Raw genomic sequence first — 20482 nt, 5'->3', positions numbered from 1 at the left:
GCAATTACAATGAAAAAAATTGGTTATTTATTTCTAACAACAAGTATTTTAGCAGGCGTGGCTCTAAGTGGTACGACAGCTTTAGCAGCCGATGGCGCCAATTATGATTCAAATGGGATTATTACGTTTACACCAAACACAGATCCTACCAATCCCGTTGATCCAATCAATCCAGTAGACCCAGTGGAACCCGTTGATCCAACAGATCCAGCTGGCCCAAATCCAGGAACTGCTGGCCCATTATCGATTGATTATGCTTCAAGTTTAGATTTTGGCTCGCAAAAAATTACGTCTAAAAACGAAGTCTACAAAGCAAAAGCACAAAAATATGTGGACAAAGATGCCGTAGAAAAAACAGGACCTAACTTTGTGCAAGTAACAGACAACCGGGGGACAGAAGCTGGCTGGACGTTACAAATGAAACAAAATAATCAATTTAAAACAGCTGATAATGAAGAATTAACTGGGGCTGAAATTGTTTTTAAAAACGGCCATGTCGTAACGGCTTCTGATTCAGCAGCGCCTACCGGTCAAGCGACTATTATTGCTGATCCAAGTGGTGCTTTGCAAGATGTAATGTCTGCAACAGCAGGGCAAGGTGCCGGGACCTACTTACTAGATTGGGGTACAGATGCTACCACAGCAGCAGAAAGTATTGAATTAAGCGTACCGGGGGCAACAACGAAATACGCTAAAAAATATACAACCACCTTTACTTGGGTGTTAACTGACGCACCAGGAAATTAAGTTTTAAGACATGGGAAATAGAATAAAAAATTAAAATAAGACAAAATACCCGGACAATAGTAGATAAACGTGCTAAAAACGCTGTTTATGGCGTGATTTTTAGCATAGAGAAATGTCTCAATTGTTCGGGTAATCTGTTTTAATTACTAACTATTTTTTCATTGAAAGGATTATAGAAATGAAGGTAAAAAAAATAATCATGTTGCTAGCAGCCGTTTTTTGCTGTTTGTTATTACCACAGCCGAGTTTTGCCTCGGAGTTTAACTTTGCTGTGACACCAAAGACTTCTGCTAATCAAATTGATAAGACAAAGACGTATTTTGATTTATTGTTGGCACCAAACCAAGCAGATGAATTGTCCGTTGCATTACGCAATGACACGGATCAAAAAGTAGTCGTAGAAGCTCAAATCAATAGTGCCACTACTAATGGCAATGGGGTTGTTGAATACAGCCAAAATGAGATCAAAGCAGATGAGACGCTGCAATATAATATTAAAGACTTTGTAAAAGCACCAAGTGAGATTAGCTTGGCGCCTCATTCTGCAGCGGAATATAAAATTAAAATACAGATGCCCAATGAGAAATTTTCTGGTGTAATTGCCGGGGGCATCACGTTTAAAGAAAAAGCCGCAAAGACAGATAATTCCACTGCCAAGCAAGAAGATAAAGGCTTGGCAATTAAAAATGAGTATTCCTATGTTGTGGCGTTATTGATGCGCCAAACTACAGATAATGGCGCGCCGGACTTGAAACTAACGAAGGTCGCCGCAGATCAGCGCAATGCACGAAATGTCATTCAAGGGAATTTACAAAATCCTAATCCTACCTATTTAAATCAATTAGCGACAAAAACAACGATTAGCAAAAAAGGCAGTGATACAGCACTTTATACGTCAGAAAAAAAAGGCATGCAAATGGCACCAAATTCCAATTTTGATTTAGCTGTAGCATTAAATGGTGAAGCTTTAAAAGCCGGTAAGTATACCATGAAAATCGAAGCCTATGGGCAGCAAGATGAAAAAGGACAGTTTAAATTTATTGGAGATGGTCATAAAGAAACCAATTATCACTACCATTGGTCATTGTCAAAAGACTTTGAAATTAAAGCTGAAGTAGCCAAAAAATTAAACGACTCAGATGTCACCATCAAAAAAGACTATACCTGGGTATATATTTTAATCGGTATTTTATTGCTGCTCTTGTTAATTTTGTTCTTTATTATTTGGCGCAGAAAGAAAAATAAAGAAGATGATGAAGCAAAAAGTTCAAATTAGTCTGATTTTATTGTATGTCCTAGCAGTGACCCTGCTTTTTTTACCTTTTTTAAAGCAGGCATTGTTAATTTATCAAACCGATAATGTCACACTTAAAACAAGTCCTTTGCATACAAGTGAAGAAAGTGTGGCTTTAGAAGCTGTGCAGCCACCGGATTTAGCTGATGTTTTAGCATTTAAGAAAACGGCCGTCTTCAAAGAAAGCGGCGGGATAACATTACCGGCAGTAGGAATCAGCGTGCCTGTTTTTAACGGTGTGACCAACCAAGAACTATTAGTAGGAGCAGGTTCGCTTTTTCCAGAGCACTCGCCACAAGATCATAATTTTGTCTTGATTGGTCATCATCTTGGGCGTGAGAACTTGCTGTTTGGCAAATTACTCCAGGTGAAATTAGGCGATAGCATTTATTTACGCTACGAAAATAATTTTTATCATTACAAAGTAAAGGAAACAAAACTCGTGCATCAAAGTGAACTGCAAGTTCTGGATGATCACAATCAAACAGAGATTACACTAATCACCTGCGATAAACCAACGCAAACGCAATGGCGCTATGTGGTGTACGGCAAGCTGGTTCAAAATAATACCCAGTCACAAATAAAGGCACAAATGGTAAAACAGGCAAAAACGATTACGCGAAAAAATCAGCAACAAAATCGCTGGTATGGCATCGGCGTTATCGTATCGTTTTTACTTTGCTTGGTACTGGGAATTATCATCATTAAAAAAATCAGTTCATAATTTTAGAAAAGGGGTGATGTAATGAGAAAAATGACGCGTTCGGTCTTTTTAGCAGTAGGGGCTTCAATTTTCTTGTTTTCAGAACACGCCTTAGCCAATACGGTTATTTATGATCCATTAGATCCGCATAATGCGATTACACCAATCGCAAATGAAGAACAAAAAATTGAAACCAATAACACCCAAAAGACAGATGGAAAATTAGCATTGGAGAAAGAGGCAGCCAGCTCACCTATCGTTGTCTCGCCAAAATCCGCTAAAAAAATAATAGAGGCAAAAAAAGTGATGCAAGACGTAGTGCCAAAAGACGCTTATTTATTAGAGAAACAACAGACAAAAAGTAAAAAAACAGCTGTCTTTCCAAGTGAGCCTTACTACTTATCACCTTTACAAGGGCGGAGAAAAAATCAAGTTTTAATGCTTAACGACGAATTTTTTGCCCCCATGGAAATCGCAGCATTATTGCCAGAAGGAAATGCAACTGGAGGAGATGATGCCGACGAATGGACAGAAATTGCGCAAAGTGCCTATGTATTATCGGGGTTGGTATTGTACGGTCAAGGAAATGGAAAATTAGAAGCGAGAGTGAGTGATGACTTTGCTGGCTAATTTTTTAGCAAAAGAAGAGTGGCGTAAATATCAGCTCTTGAAAAAAGTAGAACGCAGCCCGTATTTTGCTTTAACAAAAAAAGAATTAATGGAAGAATTAGGAATTTCCAACTATGTATTAAAAAGCCTGATTGATCAGCTGATTTTAGATTTGGAACATTATCAGCTGGCACCAGAAATAAATCTTTTTGTCGAGGAACCTTTTTTGCAACTGGAAATTACCGGAAGTGCAAGTTCTGAAACGTTGTTAGAAAAATACGTGGCAGAATCAACGAGTTTTCAAATTTTAGCAGGGGCTGCTTTAGGGCAGTTCAAATCCTTGAATGATCTTTCCGAAAAAAAGTTGATCAGTTACCCAATTGCCCATAGCAATTATAAAAATTTGAATACGTATTTAAAAAATTTCGACATCACGATTGATAAAAAGTTTCGTTTAACCGGTAAAAGTGAAAAGAACGTGCGCTTATTTTTAACCGAGTTATTTGCCCGGATTTTTAAAAATGATCAAGATATTTATCCTGTGGCCGACCAAAATATGATTCAAACGAAATTAGAAGTATTGGATTTAATCAAAATGACGATGCATCAAAAAATGAAGTTGATGCATTACTTACACGTAACCAATTTACGTATTCAGCAAAAAAAGTATGTAGAATGGCAAGACTTAAGTTTTCTGTTGCCGGAAAATTTGGAAAAAGAAATGCAAACAGCCTTTTTTTACCGGGTTCCTTCGCAATACCGGGAGGCTGAAGCGGCGGCGTTTTACTGTTATTACGGAGCGCGTTCCAAAGAGATCGGACTAACATTTGCACTTGCAGAAAGTCCACAGATCAATCAATGGAGTCAAAACTTACTTGCCCAATTAATTCAAACTTTCCCAAAATTGATCAAGGAAACGGAAAGTTTGGCTGGATTTTTGACCCGTAGCCGTTATTTACATTTTCAATTGTTAGAGACAAGCACGGCATTTGAAAGTATTCAGCCGGAAATAAATATTATTTATTTTCAGCAAAATTTCCCGCGCGTATTAGCATTTTGCAGGCGTTATATCAGCAATCTTAAGCAAACAGCACCTGATTTGTATCGCAAGAAAAAACAGCTTTTACTGCAGTATCTCTTTTTAATTTTGGATTCGTTTCCTAAAAAATTGATTTTGGAAACGATCAATGTGTATGTCGATTTTTCATACGGCAATTTGTACAACCAATTTATCGTAAAAAACCTCGATTTTTTTAAACAGATCGGCGCAAATGTTGTTCCGACAATCAAGGATGCGGATATTCTACTGACAGACTCACGGGAGTTAGGGCAGGATTACCAAAAAGATTGTGTTGTCTGGTTAGCACCGCCACGACCTTTGGATTGGGCCAACCTGGCTCAAAAGGTAATTCAAAAAAGAGAGGCCAAATACAATGGGGAGAATTTAACTGTCACAGGGACTGGTGGTACTTACAAATAATAGTAGCAAATTTTTTGGGGAAGTTTGCTACTATTATTTGTGCTTTTCAGCAGTAAAGAGGCCGCTAATTTTTACTAAAAAATTGATTGATTTCCTAAGATTATCACTGTTAAGAGACTTAAAATAGTAGAAATTAAGCTTAAAAGCTGCAGTTAGGGCAAAACATTTCTGCATTTTAGCTTCGACAATGGTATAGTTGAGTTAAGAAAATACTTAGAAATTTGGCTAAGAAGGTGAGCAGATGGCAGTAAAAACGCGTTTGGCAAACGAGGCTGAAAAAGAGGCGGTCATAGCTTTTTTTAACAAAGGAATGGCACAAATCAATTATCCAATCGTAAGTTGGGTACCAAAAATCTACCCACTGGTAAGTGATATGACAGCCGCCTTGTCTAAAAAGGAACTTTATGTCGCAGAAATTGACGGTCAAATTGTTGGTAGTGTTATTTTAAATCATGAGCATGAAGTAGAATATTCCGAAATTGCTTGGGAAAATCAACACCTTTTGGATGAAGAGTTTTTAGTCATTCATACGCTATTGGCAGATGCTGATTTTAAAGGTCAAAATATTGGACGTAGTTTGTTAGCGTGTGCTAAAGAAGTTGCGCTAAAAAAAGGCTGTCAGGCCATTCGCCTCGATGTCTTTGCGGATAATTTACCGGCAAAAAGTCTCTATGAAAAATGCGGTTACTTATGGCGGGAGCGTAAAGAATTGCGTTCTTTTGATGACCGGGGCACAGATACGTGTGATTTGTACGAATTGCTACTCTAAAAAATTTACAGCAGACGTCTTTTGACAGGCGTCTTTTTTCTTGTTAAAATACAAACATACGTTCGGTTTGTCTTGTCAGAAAAGGTGGTGCCCAAAATGGATTTAACGAAAAAAATCGGTATTTTAGCGGATGCAGCCAAATATGATGTCTCTTGCTCCAGCAGTGGTGTGAGTGATACGAGTCGCAGTGGGACAATCGGCAGTACTGAAGCTGCTGGAATTTGTCATTCTTTTACCGCGGATGGACGCTGCGTGTCGTTGTTGAAAGTGTTGTTTAGCAATGCTTGTATTTTCGACTGCCATTATTGTGTCAATCGTCGTTCCAATCAGCGCCCGCGAGCTACGTTTAAACCAGCGGAATTGGCGAATTTAGTGCTTGATTTTTATCTGCGAAATTATATTGAAGGCCTGTTTCTAAGCTCGGCGATTGTAAAATCACCGGATTATACCTGTGAGTTGATGATTAAAACACTGGAAATTTTACGCTTTGAAAAAGGCTTTCGCGGTTATATTCACGTCAAAGCGATTCCTGGGGCGGATAGCCTTTTGATCGAGCGCTTGGGATATCTGGCAGATCGTATGAGTGTAAATGTAGAGCTGCCTTCAAAAGATAGCCTGCAGCTTTTGGCACCGGATAAAGATCCTTATGAATTATATAAGCCGATGAAACAAATTGCCCTAAAAAAAGAAGAACAAAATTTACTGCCCGCACTTTACCGTCACAAGACGCCTTTTGTGCCAGCAGGACAATCTACCCAGATGATTATCGGGGCGAGCCCGGAAACAGATCGTGCAATAGTAAAAATTTCCGGCAATTTGTATCAAAAGTATCAGCTAAAACGCGTTTATTATTCTGCTTATATTGCGATGAATGATGATTCACTCCTGCCCGCTGTAACGCAAAAGCCGCCTTTGTTGCGGGAGCATCGTCTGTATCAAGCCGACTGGCTCATGAGGTTTTACAATTTTACCCCCGATGAAATTTTGAAAAAAGAACAACCCAATTTCAATTTGTATCTCGATCCCAAGGCCAACTGGGCAATTCAAAATTTGGATCGTTTTCCTGTTGATGTGCAAACCGCAGATCTAAATACGCTTTTGCGCATTCCTGGCGTAGGGCCAAAGAGCGCCCGCAATATATTACGCGCCCGCAAATATTATCGTCTTCATTTGAGCGATTTAAAAAAGTTAGGCGTGGTTGTAAAACGTGCCCAATACTTTGTCAGCTGCAACCACGAAAAATTTCCCGGCTTAGTGCAAGATCCCCAGTGGATTATTGAAGCCTTGATTTCAAAACGCCAATTTAAACAGCTGCAGGCTCTTAATACCCAAAGTTTTGGTGAGCAGATGAGCTTGTTTGATGTCGAACGTTTTGAGCGGCAAAAAGGCCAGCGGCACCAATTTGCGTTGCAATAAGACAATATACAATTTAAAGCATCAGAAAGAAGGGATTTGTGATGGTGTGGATGAAAGAAACGATCGACATTTTGGAATACGATGGGACATTGGCGGGTTTTTATACCGTCATTGACCTGTCATTTCGCCGCCATCAATTTCCGGCTGTCGTGTTAAATCCGGCTACAACGGAAAATAATTTATTTCCGCCGGAGTGGATTAAAACTGATGAAAAAAAAGCCGAAAAGATTGCCCGTCGCCTGCAAGAAGTTCTAACACCAAATAACTATGTATTTCTTCACGACGGCTTTAATACGAGTTTGGAAAACAAGGAGACCTACTTGCTTCACGCGTTACATATTGGCCTTGATACCAAAGATAATTTGCAGAACTTTATTGGTAAACCGGAAATTTTAGCACTAGATACAGCAGTCCGTGCTTTGTATGGTGAGGCCCACCAGTACAAAGGTTTTGTTCGATTTGAATATGTGGAGGACGTTTTGTTTGCTAAAATTACGCCAAAGCACTATTGTCTGCCGTATATTTGCCCACACTTTGCAAAGCGTTACGCCAATGAAAAGGTCATGATTTACGATGAAACCCATCAATTATTAGCCTGTCTGGAAAATGGCAGCTATCGTTTATTAGAAAATATCACGCTGCCAAAAGATAAGTTTTTACAAGGCAATGATATCGTAGGGGAGCAGTGGCGCGCCTTTTTAGCCGCTGTGACGATTAAAGAGCGCATTAACCCTAGCGCCCAACGCAATCACTTACCATTGCGTTTCCGCTCTGAAATGACAGAATTTCAATAAACTTTTTTTGAGAGCTCAGTGGAAAAATTACGAAAAAAGTAGTCAGACCCCAGTAGGGCCTAGTGGAAAACTTGTTGAAAAGCAAAGAGGAAAAAAACAATCAAAAAACGCTGTAAAAACCAAGTAAAACTAGTAGAAAAACCTCCTGAAAAAGCTAAAAAGCAAAAAAGCAGGCGACCCATCTTTTAAGTTGAAGATCCAAATAAATTTGGGGTCTTTCACTTAAGCGACAAGGAAGTGGCGCGCTGCTTTTTTTGTTTTTCTATTTTAAGGGAAAAAATGAAGTTTTCAAGAATTAGAGCGACCATAAGGCAAAAACTTGAGAAATTAGAAAAAAATTTATCAAGCTTCTGCCTTATTGCTAGCGAGTTAACCAAGTTTGCTCCGCTTTTCTTATTGTCTAGCGTCACAAACTAGCTCTCCAAGAAATAAGACGAAATTTCTAAAAATTTGAGGAACAATTTTAAGAAATCCCGCGCTTATTTTTTGAGAGCTGATTGCAGTTTGCTCAGCTTTTCTTATTGTCTAGCTTCACAAACTAGCTCTCCAAGAAATAAGACGAAATTTCTAAAAATTTGAGGAACAATTTTAAGAAATCCCGCGCTTATTTTTTGAGAGCTGAGGGCGGTTTGTTCCGCTTTTCTTATTGTCTAGCGTCACAAACTAGCTCTCCAAGAAATAAGACGAAATTTCTAAAAATTAGAAAAACAATTTTAAGAAATCCCGCGCTTATTTTTTGAGAGCTGAGGGCAGTTTGTTCCGCTTTTCTTATTTCATTTTTAATTTTTGTTGGTTAAAGGTGATGCTTTTGATTTCTTTGTTATCTTTTAGACCGAATTCGTAACGAAAATTTTCGGCTTTTTTGTGATTGAGCTGATCGGCATATTCAACGGTGGTTGCAAATTTTGTGCCATCTTCATAGTTTAATGTAATCGTCGTACCGTTTAAATTGCCGGTGTAGTTAAAATCAAGGGCGATAGGTGAAAGCTGGATGTTATCTAATTTTAACTCTCCTTGTTGCGTTGTGAGCGTTTGAGAGGAGATTTTAGTTAACGGAAGTTCTTTGGCTTTTTTCAGTTGAATGGCCCAATCTCCCTCTTGGTAAGTTTCCCACCGCCAACCTGTTAAAACAAGTTTTGCCTGAGTTAAATCGGCTTTTTTAACTGGGAAAATGTACTCTTGATAATCTGCGCGACCAGTTTTGTTGTTATGGGTGCCATAATCGACGCTAAAATCAGCGAAAGAATCAATTTTTTTATCATTTATTACTAACTGCGGGAAAACTGCCGCCATTTTGGGTGTATTGGGTATTTTTAATTGCAGATGGAGTAAATCGTCTTTGTAGGCAATATTTGAAATTGTAAACTGGTTATCTAATTTTTCGTTTACTTGTGAAGGTTTAAGGCCAGTTTTCACCAGTTCATTCCAAGACACACCATAATTTTTGGCAACTTCTTCATTTAGACCGCCTCCTTGCGCTTGTTGTTTCGTTAAATCAATCCAGCTCTTTTTGGCTTGTAGTAAGTTTTGCCAATTTGGCTGATAGGTTGTCGCAAAGTCTTTTTTTCCACTGGTAAAGGCCGTTAATTGAAAACCTGAATTTGGCGTATCATCAGCGCCGATTGCACTGGTTACTAAAGTCGCCGTTTTGGTGCTGGCATCATAATGGGTCATTTGAGTATTCCCGCCGCCAAACATTTGCCAACGATCAATCATGGTGCTTTCGTCCAAGCGTTCGCCGGTTAGATCGGTTAGTTGGCTGACAAGATATTGATTACTTCCGTCTTTAAAAGAAGCGACGGCTTTTAGTTCCAATCCTTGATCGGTAACGTTTTGACTTAACTTATCAGAATTTAATAAAAGGAGTTCTGTTTGATTGCCAAAGCGTTTTTTGTAAGCCACCGATAAATCATCTCGGAAAGTAAAGCCGACTAATATTAAAGCTAAAGCAGCTGTGGCACCGCTGATTAACCAGCGGCGTCGTCGCTGGTTTCTTTTTTTAACCAAAGCTTTTTTTGTAGCAAATTTTTGGTGGATGTTATTTTTATTTTCTTTATCAAAGGGCTGTTCGTTATAATGTAACAACTCATCTAACTGGGTATCGTCTAAGTATTCTAAAGGATGTTTTTTCATGTATTTTCCACCTCTCTGAAAAAGGAATTGCGTTCTACCAAACTGCGTAATTTTTTTCGCCCCCGATACAACCGGTTGTCGACTTCTTTTGCCGGCAATCCGGACTTCTTGGCGATTTCTTGGGGCGTTAGTTCGTAGAAAATTCGCCAAAGTAAAATTTGCCGCGTTGGCTCATCAAAAGTCATAATAAGACTGTAAATTTCCTGCCAAGCCGCTTTTTCTTCTAACTCACTGCTAACTAACTCATCTGTGTTTTCTTCAATGTTCGCTAGTGTTTCGTGTTGACGCCGGCGTGCTTGTTGTAATTTGTTTTTTGTCATACTTTCAGTCATGATGCATAAATAAGTTTTTAGACTCCCTTTTTTTTCATCAAATTTTTCCGGCTGTTCCCACAAGCGTAAGAAGACATCGCTGACTACTTCTTCTAAATCCATGCCGTTTGCCGCGCCGCTGCGACTAGCCACTGCCCATAATAATTTACTGTAGGCGGTAATTAATGTGTTAAAGGCCGCTTCATCGCGCTTTTTCACCCTGCGATAAAAGAGGGTGTTTTCAATTTTTTCCATTACTTCACCACCTTGTTAAGATACGTTGCAAATTAAAACTATTTTGTTTGCTTTTGGTATTTCCTGACTTCACTTATACTACAAACCCAAAAGATTAAATTCCTCACTTTTTTTTGAAATATGTAGTTTTTTGTTTTGGAAAACTTGCTGGTGCTTTACGTTTAAATTTGAAAAACAAATTATCAAAATTTTATCGTATTACGCGCACTCGCGATACCTTGAGTTCATTTTATTGTTCAATATAAAAAATACCTGGATTAAGAAGTTTGCCGCAAAGCTCACAGTTGCAAGAATGGGGCGATTACTTTTGGTGCTGAAAGCAAGCGACCAAAAGTTTTCTTCTATAATACAGGTATTTTAACTTTTTATATGATAAAAATTGTCAGGACTATGTTAAATATTTGCGCCCGTAGTTTAATCGGCAGCTTTTTCTTTTTGCAGTTGTGTTTTGGCGGCTTTGATTTGTTTGTCTACTTGATCAAAACCGGTCCCACCATAAGAGTGGCGGTTTTTAACGGCGTTATAAGAAGATAATTTTTCATAAATGTCCGATTCAATGACAGGTGCGATTTGCTGGTATTTTTCCAGCGGCACATCTTGGAGGAAAATCCCCCGTTGAATGCAGGCTAGGACTAACTTGCCGACAATTTCGTGGGCTTTGCGGAATGGCACGCCGTGGTTGGCTAAGTAATCGGCTAGTTCTGTTGCATTGGAAAAATCCGATTCAGTGGCTTGCGCCATATTTTCTTTGTTAACTTTCATGGTATCAATCATGCCTGCCATAATATCCAGGCTAGTTAAAATCGTTTCCGCTGTATCAAACATGCCTTCTTTATCTTCTTGAAAATCCTTATTGTAGGCAAGGGGCAAGCCTTTCATAACGGTCAAAAGACCAAATAAGTTGCCGTAAACGCGACCAGTTTTACCGCGAATCAACTCGGCCATATCGGGATTTTTCTTTTGGGGCATAATTGAGCTGCCGGTAGAAAAGCTGTCGGTTAATTCCACAAACTTAAATTCATGGGAGCACCACAAAATCAACTCTTCGCAAAAGCGGGAGAGATGCATCATCATAATGGCGCTGTTGCTTAAAAATTCCAAAATGAAATCACGATCACTAACAGCATCCAAACTGTTGGCATAAATATTGCCAAAATCTAGTTCATTAGCCGTAAAAAAGCGGTCGACTGGAAAGGTCGTACCCGCAAGTGCGGCACTACCTAGTGGCATGCTATCAATTCGCTGTAAGTTTTCAGTAAAACGCGTTTGATCGCGGGTCAACATTTCATAATAAGCCAGCAGGTGATGGGCAAAAGAAATAGGTTGTGCATGTTGCAAATGCGTGTAGCCAGGCATGACGGTGTGGACGTTTTCTGCTGCTTTTTCCACTAAAACATTGCGAAAATGCTGAATTTTTGGTAGCAATTGTTTGACGATATCTTTTAAATATAAATGCATATCTGTCGCCACTTGGTCGTTACGACTGCGGGCAGTGTGGAGCTTGCCGGCAACCGGCCCGATTTCTGCGGCCAGATAAGATTCCAAGTTCATGTGGATATCTTCGTTTCCAATGGTAAATTCTAATTGTCCGGCTGCTAGTTTTTCTTGCAGTTTTTCTAACCCCCGCTGGATTTCAGCAGATTCTTCAGCGGTAATGATTTCTGTTTTGGCCAACATTTTAACATGGGCCAAACTGCCCTTGATGTCTTGTGTTGCCATTTTTTGATCAAATAAAATCGATGCGCCAAATGCGTCAATCCATGCTTCGTTTTGACCGTCAAAACGGCCACCCCATAATTTTGCCACTTTCTCCACCTCGTTTGTCAGTTAAAAAAGCTGCGACATAAGTTGTAAGAAAACTCTGGGATAAATCCAACCGGAAATAACTACAGTCCGCTGGATTTGTAACGAATCTTGGGGCTGTGAATTAATATAATCACAGCGCTTATTTACGGATAAACGAGGGTCCAGCAGTAGCTTCTCTAAGCTGAACACGTCTATTCCAATCTCGATTTGTTAAATTTTAGAGTTTGTATCGTTACCTAACTTATGGCACAGCCATTTGTCTTAAAGTTGATTGTCGGTAAAATAAATATCCTGTTTGTCTTTATTTTACCAAATTTTCTGCTTGCATTTGTGTTTGAACCTCAGCGTGAACTTTGCTGGGCAGGCCCCACAATTTAATGAAGCCAACTGCTGCGTCTTGATCAAAGGTATCAGCAGATGTGTAAGTCGCCAAGTTTTCAGAGTATAAACTATTTTCAGATTTACGTCCTTCCACAATCACGTTGCCTTTTAGTAATTTAACGCGGACGATACCGTTGACATATTTTTGCGTTTCTTTTAGAAAAGCAATTAAAGCGTCAGTTAGTGGATTGAACCATAATGCGTTATAAATAATGTTACTTAATTGCTGTTCAATCATCGGTTTGAAATGGGCTACTTCACGGACAAAAGTTAAGTCTTCCAATTCTTTATGCGCCTTCATTAAAGTCACTGTGCCGGGACATTCGTAGACTTCGCGGGATTTAATGCCAACCAGACGATTTTCCACGTGGTCGATTCGCCCCACGCCATGTTTGCCGGCAATTAAATTTAATTCCATAATAATGTCAGCAAAATTGTAGGTTTCGCCATTTAATGCCACCGGAACGCCTTGATCAAAGGTAATTTCCACGATATCAGCTGTATCAGGTGTATCTTCAATGGCAGTGGTAATTTCGTAAGCTCCTTCAGGCGGTGTTGCCCAAGGATCTTCAAGGATGCCGCACTCACACGCACGTCCCCAAATATTTTGATCAATCGAATAAGGATTATCTAAATTCGCTGGAATTGGTACACCTTTTTTGGCGGCGTAAGCAATTTCTTCTTCACGAGACCATTTCCACTCACGGACAGGTGCAATCACTTTTAATTCTGGCGCTAAAGAATTGATTGCAACTTCAAAACGCACTTGGTCATTTCCTTTACCAGTACAACCATGTGCAACCGTTGTAGCGCCAGTTGATCGGGCTAGTTCAACTAATTTTTTCGCAATTAACGGTCGGGATAGTGCAGATACTAAAGGATAAGACTGTTCGTAAAAAGTGTGGCCTTGCAATGCAATTAAGGCATACTCTTCGGCGAACTCGTCTTTAGCATCGATGGCATAAGAGGCGATTGCCCCCACTTGCAACGCTTTTTCCTTAATAAACGCCGTATCTTTTCCTTCCCCAATATCTAAACAACACGCGATGACGTCATACCCTTCATCGGTCAACCACTTAATGGATACGGAGGTATCAAGTCCTCCTGAATATGCTAATACAACCTTCTCTTTCATAATAAATACGCCCTTTCTGTTGTGCTTTTTTCAGTGTGAGTAAAAATGTGTTGACGCTATCGTATCAAATTGAAAATTAAAAAGCAAGCAAAAATATAAATATTTATACAAAATATTTTTAAAAAAGCATAAATTATACAAAAATAGGTGATTTATAAAGTTTAGTTTGTATAAAAGAACAAAATTGCTTAAAGAAATCTAAAAATCATTTTCTGAAAAATGATGGAATAAAATGTAACAAGGACTGTTTGTTGAAAATGTCTTTTTCTAAAAAATTTGATTATTAATAGTAGGGAAATAATGGCAGGAAAAAATAAAGTTTAAAAATACTGGGAAAAGCCGCGACTTTTGATTGACTTTGCGCAGTTTTACCGTTATTATGTTAAATGGTATTGTTTACCCCACAAAGAGCCCCGGAAACTCAAGTGATTGTAAACATTCGAAATTGAAATTGGAGGAAAAAATCTTGCGTACAACATATATGGCCAAACCAGGCGAAGTAGAACGTAAATGGTATGTAGTAGACGCTACTGATGTTCCAATGGGACGCCTTTCAGCAGTCGTTGCTTCAATCTTACGCGGTAAAAACAAACCAACTTTCACCCCCCATGTGGATACAGGTGATTTTGTAATCGTCATTAACGCTGACAAAGTGAAATTAACAGGTAAAAAAGCATCTGATAAAATTTACTACCGTCACTCAAATCATCCTGGCGGCTTGAAACAAGTTTCAGCTGGTGAATTGCGTGCTAAAAATTCTCGTCGTTTGATCGAAACTTCTGTAAAAGGTATGCTTCCTAAAAACACTTTGGGTCGCGCACAAGGCATGAAGCTACACGTTTACGGTGGCGCTGAACATCCACATGCAGCTCAACAACCAGAAGTATTAGACATCACAAACTTAATTTAATAGGAGGGAATTTCATTGGCACAAGCTCAATATATCGGCACAGGCCGTCGTAAAAATGCAGTAGCTCGCGTACGTTTGGTACCAGGTACTGGTAAAATTACTATCAATAAAAAAGACGTTGAAGAATATATCCCACATGCTGACCTACGTTTAGTTATCAACCAACCATTTGGCGTAACTGAAACAACTGGCGCTTACGATGTAATCGTAAACGTAAACGGTGGGGGCTATGCTGGACAATCTGGCGCAATCCGCCACGGTATTTCTCGTGCATTATTAGAAGTTGATCCTGACTTCCGTCTTGCATTAAAACGCGCTGGTCTATTAACACGTGACGCTCGTATGGTTGAACGTAAAAAACCAGGTCTTAAGAAAGCACGTAAAGCATCTCAATTTTCAAAACGTTAATCGTTGTTATACCAACGATTTCAAGCACTTTCCATTCAGTTGGGAGGTGCTTTTTTTATTTTGGTTACGAGTTTGGTTACGACTATTTTTCTCAACTTGTTTTTTGCCGATAATCCTCCAAATGTTTGACGGTTTCTTTTTGAACTTCTGGATTTACATGTCCGTAAACATTTCGTGTGATTTCAGATGTTTCCGCATGACCGACTAGAGATTTTACAATTAAATCATCGACACCATTGTTTAAAAGGTCACTGACAAAGGTATGCCGCAAGCCGTGTGGTGTTATTTTAGGAAGGCCGAATTTCTTTGAAAGGGCATCAAGTTTGTTGTTAAGATAGTCTGGATGCAAAGGTTGATTCAGTTCTCCCTTTTGAGTCGTATAGGTGAAGATAAATTGATCATCGGTTGGGAAAATATTGACTTGTTGAAGTTCATTGAATTGTACCTTTTTCCATTTTGCCAATAAATCAATGACGGAATCTGCTACTGGAATCGTCCGAAAGCGATAGGAGTTTTTCATTCCTTTTACACGTTCGTATTTTCCGGTAGCTTTATTTTTCACCAATTTATGCATGAGGGAAATCGTCTTGTTTTTGAAATCAATATCTGACCAGACCAAGGGATAAATTTCTCCTTTGGCTGCTCCTAATTGATAAACCAAAGAAAGTAACGTATAGTCTCGCACCCCATATTCTTGTTTCATCAAAGTTAACACCTGTTGAATGAGTTCCTTGGAATAATATTTTTGCTGACGTTTTTCTTCCTTTTTGTTTTTTAGGTCTGCATTTACAGGCATCTCCAACAAATCATAGGGATTCTTCTGGATATAACCTTTCACTAGGGCATAGCGTAATACTTGTTTGGTGTAGGAGACACAGTGTTTATAGTTAGCGTAAGGTTTAATCCCTTTTTCCTCATTGCCAAATGCCCACAAAATTTGGGTATCTTCTAATAGGTCATAGGTAATCTTATTAATTGGAATATCCCCTAGGTAAGGAAGAATCCGCTTCTTAAAACAAGTCTTAGTTCGATCCAAGGTGGATTGCTCATGATGTTGGGTTACCGTGTATTTCTTATCCCACCACATTTGGTAAACCTCTTTGAATGTATAAGAACCTTTCTTCTTTTTCACTTCTCCTTTCAATTTTTTTAATTTTGCTTCTGTTTCTAAAATCTCTGCTTCGTGTTTGCTGTCCGCATAAGCCACGTATCGAGAAGCATCTGCCCCCATATAAACATTGACTTTATACGAGCCATTTTCCATTAGACTAATTGCCATTTCTATCTTCCTTTCAAAAATGGCATATCAGTATCACTACACACTCATCATACAGCGCCTTGCTGTGCTTTGGAATACTCCCTTAGCCATTTATCTATCTCTTCTCGCTGGAATCGTACAACACCCCAAAGATGTATCATGGGAAGTCCTGCATCAATCCATTTATCAAGCGTGTTGTTGGCGATACCTAAATACTCACAAGTCTCTTTTTTTGATAAATAGCGATTCTCTAAATGTACGGCTATTCGTGCGTTTCTCACTTCATCTACCATTAAGGTATACATATATTCTCTTAAACTCGTCTCTTGATCAGGCGAAAGTGTAATTTCAACTGCCATTGATTGATCTACCTCCGATCTAGAAGTGAAAAGAAGAAAGGTGCTATTCAGTTTTCAAAGGGCATTTCAAAAGTACTTATAAAAGTACTTTTGTTTATCGTACACCCAATTCGATAGAATGTCAATAAAATAAAGTCCGAAAATAAGTACTTTTGTATTTCGATTATTAAGAAAGTTTGATATGATTAAACTAGAAAAATATCGGAGTGATGAGGACTATGAAAGTTGATCAACAAAGAGTAGCAAAAAAAATCCGTGAAATAAGGACGGATTTAGGCTACAGTATGGCTCAGTTTGGTGAGCTAATCAGTAATTCTCCCAAAACCACAGTTAATAATTGGGAGCGAGGAATTAATCTGCCCAAAGAAGATAAACTAAAAAAAATCGCCTTATTGGGTAAGACGACGGTAGAAGAGCTATTGTATGGGACGCCAGAGGAAGTACTAACAAATTTATTGAAGGACCATTTTCAGTTACAAGTGAATCCAGCATTTCTACAACAAATGTTGGTATTCTTGAAACAGCAAAAAGTGGATGTCTATGATGAAATGACGATTATGGAGTTTCTGCAAGGAATTATGGATTCCGGTATGTTAGTGGAGAGAAATGATCCGTATCTAACGTATTCCAAAGTTGAAGGAACAGATTCTCTTTATACGGCGGCCGCGGCTAATGACCCATTGGATCCATCACCACGTTATTATGCCTATGTAGACGTTAAGAACAACCGAGTTCATTTGTTGCCTTATACATTTGCGAAGCGACAAAAATATCTATACCATAATTTTCCGGATTTAAGGAATCAAATTGAAATTGATTATTTTACACGAGCTTTTCCAATGCTAGGTGTAGACTTAACTAAGTCTAGAATTATTTACTATGGCTTTGAACGTGCGCAGGAAAAATTGAATATTGTTGAGTATAGTTATAACAGCCAGTCAAAACGATTTGAAGTTAAGAACGAAGATACTACGAATTTTATATACAAGGCTTTTAAATCTGAGGCAAGTAGAATGCAAATTTATTTTTTAAAATTGAAATAGTGCGGTTGATACGTATAATTACTTGATAAATACCATCTATTACTTTTTGAGTGATAGGTAGTATTTACATTTTTGCAGTAAAGGTTTCAAAGTAAAGTAAGAAATAAAAAGACAGAAGCGATTGACAATATATAGATGTTCATCTATATTATTCATAGACATCCATCTATGTAAAGGAGTAGAAGATATGAATTATGATGAAATATCGATAATGCTTAAGGCTCTTGCTGATCCAAAACGTTTAAAAATCATTGATATATTGTCTTGCGGTAGTTTGTGTGCCTGCGATATCTTAGATCACTTTGACTTCACTCAGCCAACTCTTTCACATCATATGAAAGTATTAGAAAAGGCTGGGATTGTCACAGTGACTAAGGATAAAATATGGCATCATTATCAATTAACGGAAAGCTTCGCCGATCAATTTATGGGTTCAATGATGCAATTGTTTTCTGATAAAGATGATTGCATTTGTAATAAACTAAATTGTAATTGTAAAGGGGAAAAAAATGATGAAAAAATTGGAGCTATTTGAACCAGCAATGTGTTGTTCAACAGGAGTCTGCGGTCCATCAGTTGATGAAGAATTACTAATGGTAACCTCAGTATTTGAAAATTTCGAAGGACTGGATTCAATTGACGCTTCTCGTCACAATTTAACCAGTGATCCAGATGCTTTTGTCAAAAATCCAACAATCTTGAAGTTGCTTCAAGAAAATGGTAATGATATTTTGCCGATAACCTTATTAGATGGAAAAATTGTCAAAGAAGGTTCTTATCCAACCTTAGAGGAATTCGGAAAGTATGGAGAGGTTCGCTTTGTAGTTCAATCAGCTAGTTCTGGTAGCTGCTGTGGAGGGAATAATGGGAGCGAAGGCTGTTGTTAATAGACCTCTTTAAAAGGGAAAGGGAGGAGATACAATGCTTCAATATATACCAAAAAAGATAGAATTAACTAAATATCTGTTTTTCACAGGTAAAGGTGGGGTTGGGAAAACGACTACGGCTTGTGCCACGGCGACATCTTTAGCGGAAGACGGCAACCAGGTTATGCTAGTCAGCACAGACCCGGCTTCAAACCTGCAAGATGTTTTCCAAACAAAATTAACAAATAAACCGACTACGGTTGACGGAATTAGCCATTTGAAAGTTGCAAATTTTGATCCAATCACAGCGGCAGAAGAATACAAAGAGAGTATTGTCGGTCCTTATCGGGGAATCTTACCAGATAGTGCACTAGTTAATATGGAAGAACAATTATCAGGCTCTTGTACAGTAGAGATTGCTGCTTTTAACGAGTTTGCGAACTTTTTAACTGATAAAGAAGTTGCAGAGCAATTTGATTATGTAATTTTTGACACCGCCCCCACTGGGCATACGCTAAGAATGCTACAATTACCTTCTGCTTGGAATAATTATCTGGATGAAAATACAACTGGAGTTTCTTGCTTGGGACAATTATCCGGATTGGGTGATAAAAAAGAGATATATGAAAAAGCAGTGGAGACACTTACAGATGCAACCCAAACATCTTTAATTTTAGTGACCAGACCGCAAAAAGCACCACTAATTGAAGCTGAACGTGCTTCCGAGGAACTATTGAAATTAGGGATTAAGAATCAATTACTAGTGGTTAACGGATTATTGAATAATCCTGATGATGTGATTTCTCAGGTAATCTACGGTGAACAACAAAGTGATCTAGAAGAAATGCCAAAGCCTTTGAGCAAATTAGAAAAGTACTATATTCCACTTCGCCCATATAACGTTGCAGGAATAGATAAGCTTCAAATTTTATTGAGTAATCAACAGCCAGCTGTTCACCAACATGAACAGGAACCGATTGAGTTTCCAACGTTAGATTTTATTGTGAGTGAGTTTATTCGAACGAATAAAAAGATTATTTTTACGATGGGAAAAGGTGGCGTTGGCAAGACAACTGTTGCTATTCAAATCGCAGAAAAATTGGCACAATCAGGTAAAAAAGTTCGTTTAGCGACAACGGATCCTGCCGATCATCTAAATCTTTTTATTTCGAATGAGTTGCCAATTTCAATCAGCCATATCGATGAAGAACAGGAACTAGAATCTTACAAAAAAGAGGTTCTTTCAAAAGCTCGTCTGACGATGAATGCGGATGATGTCGCTTATGTCGAAGAAGACCTTCGTTCACCTTGCACGCAAGAAATTGCAGTATTTAGAGCATTTGCGGAAATTGTAGATAAGTCAGAAAATGAAATTGTGGTAATAGATACCGCTCCAACAGGACACACATTGCTTCTTTTGGATTCCACGCAAAGCTATGCCAAAGAAGTTGAAAGAAGTTCTGGCGAAGTGCCATTGTCGATTCAAAAGCTATTACCAAGATTACAAAATAGCAATGAAACGGAAGTATTGATGGTTACTCTGCCTGAAACAACGCCAGTGTACGAATCGATGCGTTTAGATGAAGATTTGAATCGTGCAAAGATTGCTCATACTTGGTGGCTAGTCAATCAAAGTATGTATGCTACCGATACGTCCAATGAAGTATTAAAGGCGCGCGCTACAAATGAAATTGAGTGGATCAATAAAGTAAAAGATCTTTCAGATGGGCATTTTGCGGTAACAGAGTGGGTTCCTAACTTTGACGCAAAATTAGTTCATTAATTTTTTGACCTATATATAGATG

At 38.6% G+C, this 20482-nt stretch carries 20 protein-coding genes; 14 read left to right on the top strand and 6 right to left on the bottom strand.

The features are described 5' to 3' along the window. Positions 1-9: 9 nt before the first annotated feature. The 8 genes from AC6R0T_RS12970 (at position 10) to AC6R0T_RS12935 (ending at position 7812) form a co-directional block, all read left to right on the top strand. A complete protein-coding gene (locus AC6R0T_RS12970) occupies positions 10-747 on the top strand; it encodes a WxL domain-containing protein (RefSeq protein WP_282461937.1) in 738 nt (245 codons plus the stop codon). 178 nt (positions 748-925) lie between these two features. After that, positions 926-2023 carry a WxLIP family cell surface protein gene (locus AC6R0T_RS12965; protein ID WP_303754225.1) on the top strand — a complete coding sequence of 366 codons (1098 nt, stop codon included), beginning with the start codon at positions 926-928 and terminating at the stop codon, positions 2021-2023. Further along, the gene (locus AC6R0T_RS12960) at positions 1998-2765 is read left to right on the top strand and encodes a class A sortase (protein WP_303754224.1); all 768 of its coding nucleotides are present in this window, start codon (positions 1998-2000) and stop codon (positions 2763-2765) included. The genes AC6R0T_RS12965 and AC6R0T_RS12960 overlap by 26 nt, the downstream gene beginning before the upstream one ends. Positions 2766-2786: 21 nt before the next feature. After that, complete coding sequence (locus tag AC6R0T_RS12955; RefSeq protein WP_303754223.1) at positions 2787-3374, top strand: hypothetical protein; 588 nt, start codon at positions 2787-2789, stop codon at positions 3372-3374. Next, complete coding sequence (locus AC6R0T_RS12950; RefSeq protein ID WP_303754246.1) at positions 3358-4833, top strand: helix-turn-helix domain-containing protein; 1476 nt, start codon at positions 3358-3360, stop codon at positions 4831-4833. Before AC6R0T_RS12955 ends, AC6R0T_RS12950 begins: the two co-directional genes overlap by 17 nt. Before the next feature lie 241 nt (positions 4834-5074). After that, entirely contained in the window at positions 5075-5602 is a 528-nt protein-coding gene (locus tag AC6R0T_RS12945) for a GNAT family N-acetyltransferase (protein ID WP_206903204.1), read from the top strand. A 96-nt stretch (positions 5603-5698) separates the two neighbouring features. Beyond that, on the top strand, positions 5699-7018 hold the full coding sequence (locus tag AC6R0T_RS12940; RefSeq protein ID WP_303754222.1) for a putative DNA modification/repair radical SAM protein: 1320 nt from the start codon (positions 5699-5701) through the stop codon (positions 7016-7018). A gap of 41 nt (positions 7019-7059) precedes the next feature. Continuing rightward, a complete protein-coding gene (locus AC6R0T_RS12935) occupies positions 7060-7812 on the top strand; it encodes a TIGR03915 family putative DNA repair protein (RefSeq protein ID WP_303754221.1) in 753 nt (250 codons plus the stop codon). Between the two features lie 768 nt (positions 7813-8580). On the opposite strand, the gene AC6R0T_RS12930 is transcribed toward AC6R0T_RS12935, so the two are convergent. From AC6R0T_RS12930 to AC6R0T_RS12915, 4 genes are all read right to left on the bottom strand, one after another. Continuing rightward, entirely contained in the window at positions 8581-9945 is a 1365-nt protein-coding gene (locus tag AC6R0T_RS12930; RefSeq protein ID WP_303754220.1) for a hypothetical protein, read from the bottom strand. Next, on the bottom strand, positions 9942-10511 hold the full coding sequence (locus AC6R0T_RS12925; protein ID WP_303754219.1) for an RNA polymerase sigma factor: 570 nt from the start codon (positions 10509-10511) through the stop codon (positions 9942-9944). The genes AC6R0T_RS12930 and AC6R0T_RS12925 overlap by 4 nt, the downstream gene beginning before the upstream one ends. A gap of 414 nt (positions 10512-10925) precedes the next feature. Next, entirely contained in the window at positions 10926-12317 is a 1392-nt protein-coding gene (gene argH, locus AC6R0T_RS12920; RefSeq protein WP_303754218.1) for an argininosuccinate lyase, read from the bottom strand. A gap of 301 nt (positions 12318-12618) precedes the next feature. Beyond that, positions 12619-13833, bottom strand: coding sequence for an argininosuccinate synthase (locus AC6R0T_RS12915; protein ID WP_303754217.1), 1215 nt, complete (start codon positions 13831-13833; stop codon positions 12619-12621). 463 nt (positions 13834-14296) lie between these two features. Here AC6R0T_RS12915 and rplM point away from each other — a divergent pair, with 463 nt between their 5' ends. Both rplM and rpsI read left to right on the top strand, forming a co-directional pair. Continuing rightward, on the top strand, positions 14297-14743 hold the full coding sequence (gene rplM, locus AC6R0T_RS12910) for a 50S ribosomal protein L13 (RefSeq protein ID WP_303754245.1): 447 nt from the start codon (positions 14297-14299) through the stop codon (positions 14741-14743). A gap of 15 nt (positions 14744-14758) precedes the next feature. Further along, complete coding sequence (rpsI, locus tag AC6R0T_RS12905) at positions 14759-15151, top strand: 30S ribosomal protein S9 (RefSeq protein WP_206903211.1); 393 nt, start codon at positions 14759-14761, stop codon at positions 15149-15151. Positions 15152-15242: 91 nt separating this feature from the next. Here the strand turns inward: rpsI and AC6R0T_RS12900 are convergent, their stop codons facing one another. Continuing rightward, complete coding sequence (locus AC6R0T_RS12900; RefSeq protein WP_071857945.1) at positions 15243-16430, bottom strand: tyrosine-type recombinase/integrase; 1188 nt, start codon at positions 16428-16430, stop codon at positions 15243-15245. A 47-nt stretch (positions 16431-16477) separates the two neighbouring features. Beyond that, positions 16478-16768: a helix-turn-helix domain-containing protein gene (locus tag AC6R0T_RS12895; protein WP_003128904.1), complete on the bottom strand. Its 291-nt coding sequence runs from the start codon at positions 16766-16768 to the stop codon at positions 16478-16480. A 218-nt stretch (positions 16769-16986) separates the two neighbouring features. Here AC6R0T_RS12895 and AC6R0T_RS12890 point away from each other — a divergent pair, with 218 nt between their 5' ends. From AC6R0T_RS12890 to arsA, 4 genes are all read left to right on the top strand, one after another. After that, complete coding sequence (locus AC6R0T_RS12890; RefSeq protein WP_029487384.1) at positions 16987-17811, top strand: helix-turn-helix domain-containing protein; 825 nt, start codon at positions 16987-16989, stop codon at positions 17809-17811. Between the two features lie 187 nt (positions 17812-17998). Beyond that, positions 17999-18346, top strand: coding sequence for an ArsR/SmtB family transcription factor (locus tag AC6R0T_RS12885; RefSeq protein ID WP_016173357.1), 348 nt, complete (start codon positions 17999-18001; stop codon positions 18344-18346). Next, entirely contained in the window at positions 18324-18698 is a 375-nt protein-coding gene (gene arsD, locus AC6R0T_RS12880) for an arsenite efflux transporter metallochaperone ArsD (RefSeq protein ID WP_029487385.1), read from the top strand. The genes AC6R0T_RS12885 and arsD overlap by 23 nt, the downstream gene beginning before the upstream one ends. A 34-nt stretch (positions 18699-18732) precedes the next feature. Then, positions 18733-20460: an arsenical pump-driving ATPase gene (arsA, locus tag AC6R0T_RS12875; protein ID WP_029487386.1), complete on the top strand. Its 1728-nt coding sequence runs from the start codon at positions 18733-18735 to the stop codon at positions 20458-20460. Positions 20461-20482: the final 22 nt, after the last annotated feature.

Source organism: Enterococcus sp. S86.2 (genome assembly GCF_059834485.2).
Note: the sequence above shows the minus strand (reverse complement) of the source record. Positions and strands in the feature narration are given on the sequence as shown.

What these genes read in the sequence shown, in the direction of transcription:
- AC6R0T_RS12970 (WP_282461937.1), top strand. Translation starts at nt 10, where the DNA reads ATGAAAAAAATTGGTTATTTATTTCTAACAACAAGTATTTTAGCAGGC.
- AC6R0T_RS12965 (WP_303754225.1), top strand. Translation starts at nt 926, where the DNA reads ATGAAGGTAAAAAAAATAATCATGTTGCTAGCAGCCGTTTTTTGCTGT.
- AC6R0T_RS12960 (WP_303754224.1), top strand. Translation starts at nt 1,998, where the DNA reads ATGATGAAGCAAAAAGTTCAAATTAGTCTGATTTTATTGTATGTCCTA.
- AC6R0T_RS12955 (WP_303754223.1), top strand. Translation starts at nt 2,787, where the DNA reads ATGAGAAAAATGACGCGTTCGGTCTTTTTAGCAGTAGGGGCTTCAATT.
- AC6R0T_RS12950 (WP_303754246.1), top strand. Translation starts at nt 3,358, where the DNA reads ATGACTTTGCTGGCTAATTTTTTAGCAAAAGAAGAGTGGCGTAAATAT.
- AC6R0T_RS12945 (WP_206903204.1), top strand. Translation starts at nt 5,075, where the DNA reads ATGGCAGTAAAAACGCGTTTGGCAAACGAGGCTGAAAAAGAGGCGGTC.
- AC6R0T_RS12940 (WP_303754222.1), top strand. Translation starts at nt 5,699, where the DNA reads ATGGATTTAACGAAAAAAATCGGTATTTTAGCGGATGCAGCCAAATAT.
- AC6R0T_RS12935 (WP_303754221.1), top strand. Translation starts at nt 7,060, where the DNA reads ATGGTGTGGATGAAAGAAACGATCGACATTTTGGAATACGATGGGACA.
- AC6R0T_RS12930 (WP_303754220.1), bottom strand. Translation starts at nt 9,945, where the DNA reads ATGAAAAAACATCCTTTAGAATACTTAGACGATACCCAGTTAGATGAG.
- AC6R0T_RS12925 (WP_303754219.1), bottom strand. Translation starts at nt 10,511, where the DNA reads ATGGAAAAAATTGAAAACACCCTCTTTTATCGCAGGGTGAAAAAGCGC.
- AC6R0T_RS12915 (WP_303754217.1), bottom strand. Translation starts at nt 13,833, where the DNA reads ATGAAAGAGAAGGTTGTATTAGCATATTCAGGAGGACTTGATACCTCC.
- AC6R0T_RS12900 (WP_071857945.1), bottom strand. Translation starts at nt 16,430, where the DNA reads ATGGCAATTAGTCTAATGGAAAATGGCTCGTATAAAGTCAATGTTTAT.
- AC6R0T_RS12895 (WP_003128904.1), bottom strand. Translation starts at nt 16,768, where the DNA reads ATGGCAGTTGAAATTACACTTTCGCCTGATCAAGAGACGAGTTTAAGA.
- AC6R0T_RS12890 (WP_029487384.1), top strand. Translation starts at nt 16,987, where the DNA reads ATGAAAGTTGATCAACAAAGAGTAGCAAAAAAAATCCGTGAAATAAGG.
- AC6R0T_RS12885 (WP_016173357.1), top strand. Translation starts at nt 17,999, where the DNA reads ATGAATTATGATGAAATATCGATAATGCTTAAGGCTCTTGCTGATCCA.
- arsD (WP_029487385.1), top strand. Translation starts at nt 18,324, where the DNA reads ATGAAAAAATTGGAGCTATTTGAACCAGCAATGTGTTGTTCAACAGGA.
- arsA (WP_029487386.1), top strand. Translation starts at nt 18,733, where the DNA reads ATGCTTCAATATATACCAAAAAAGATAGAATTAACTAAATATCTGTTT.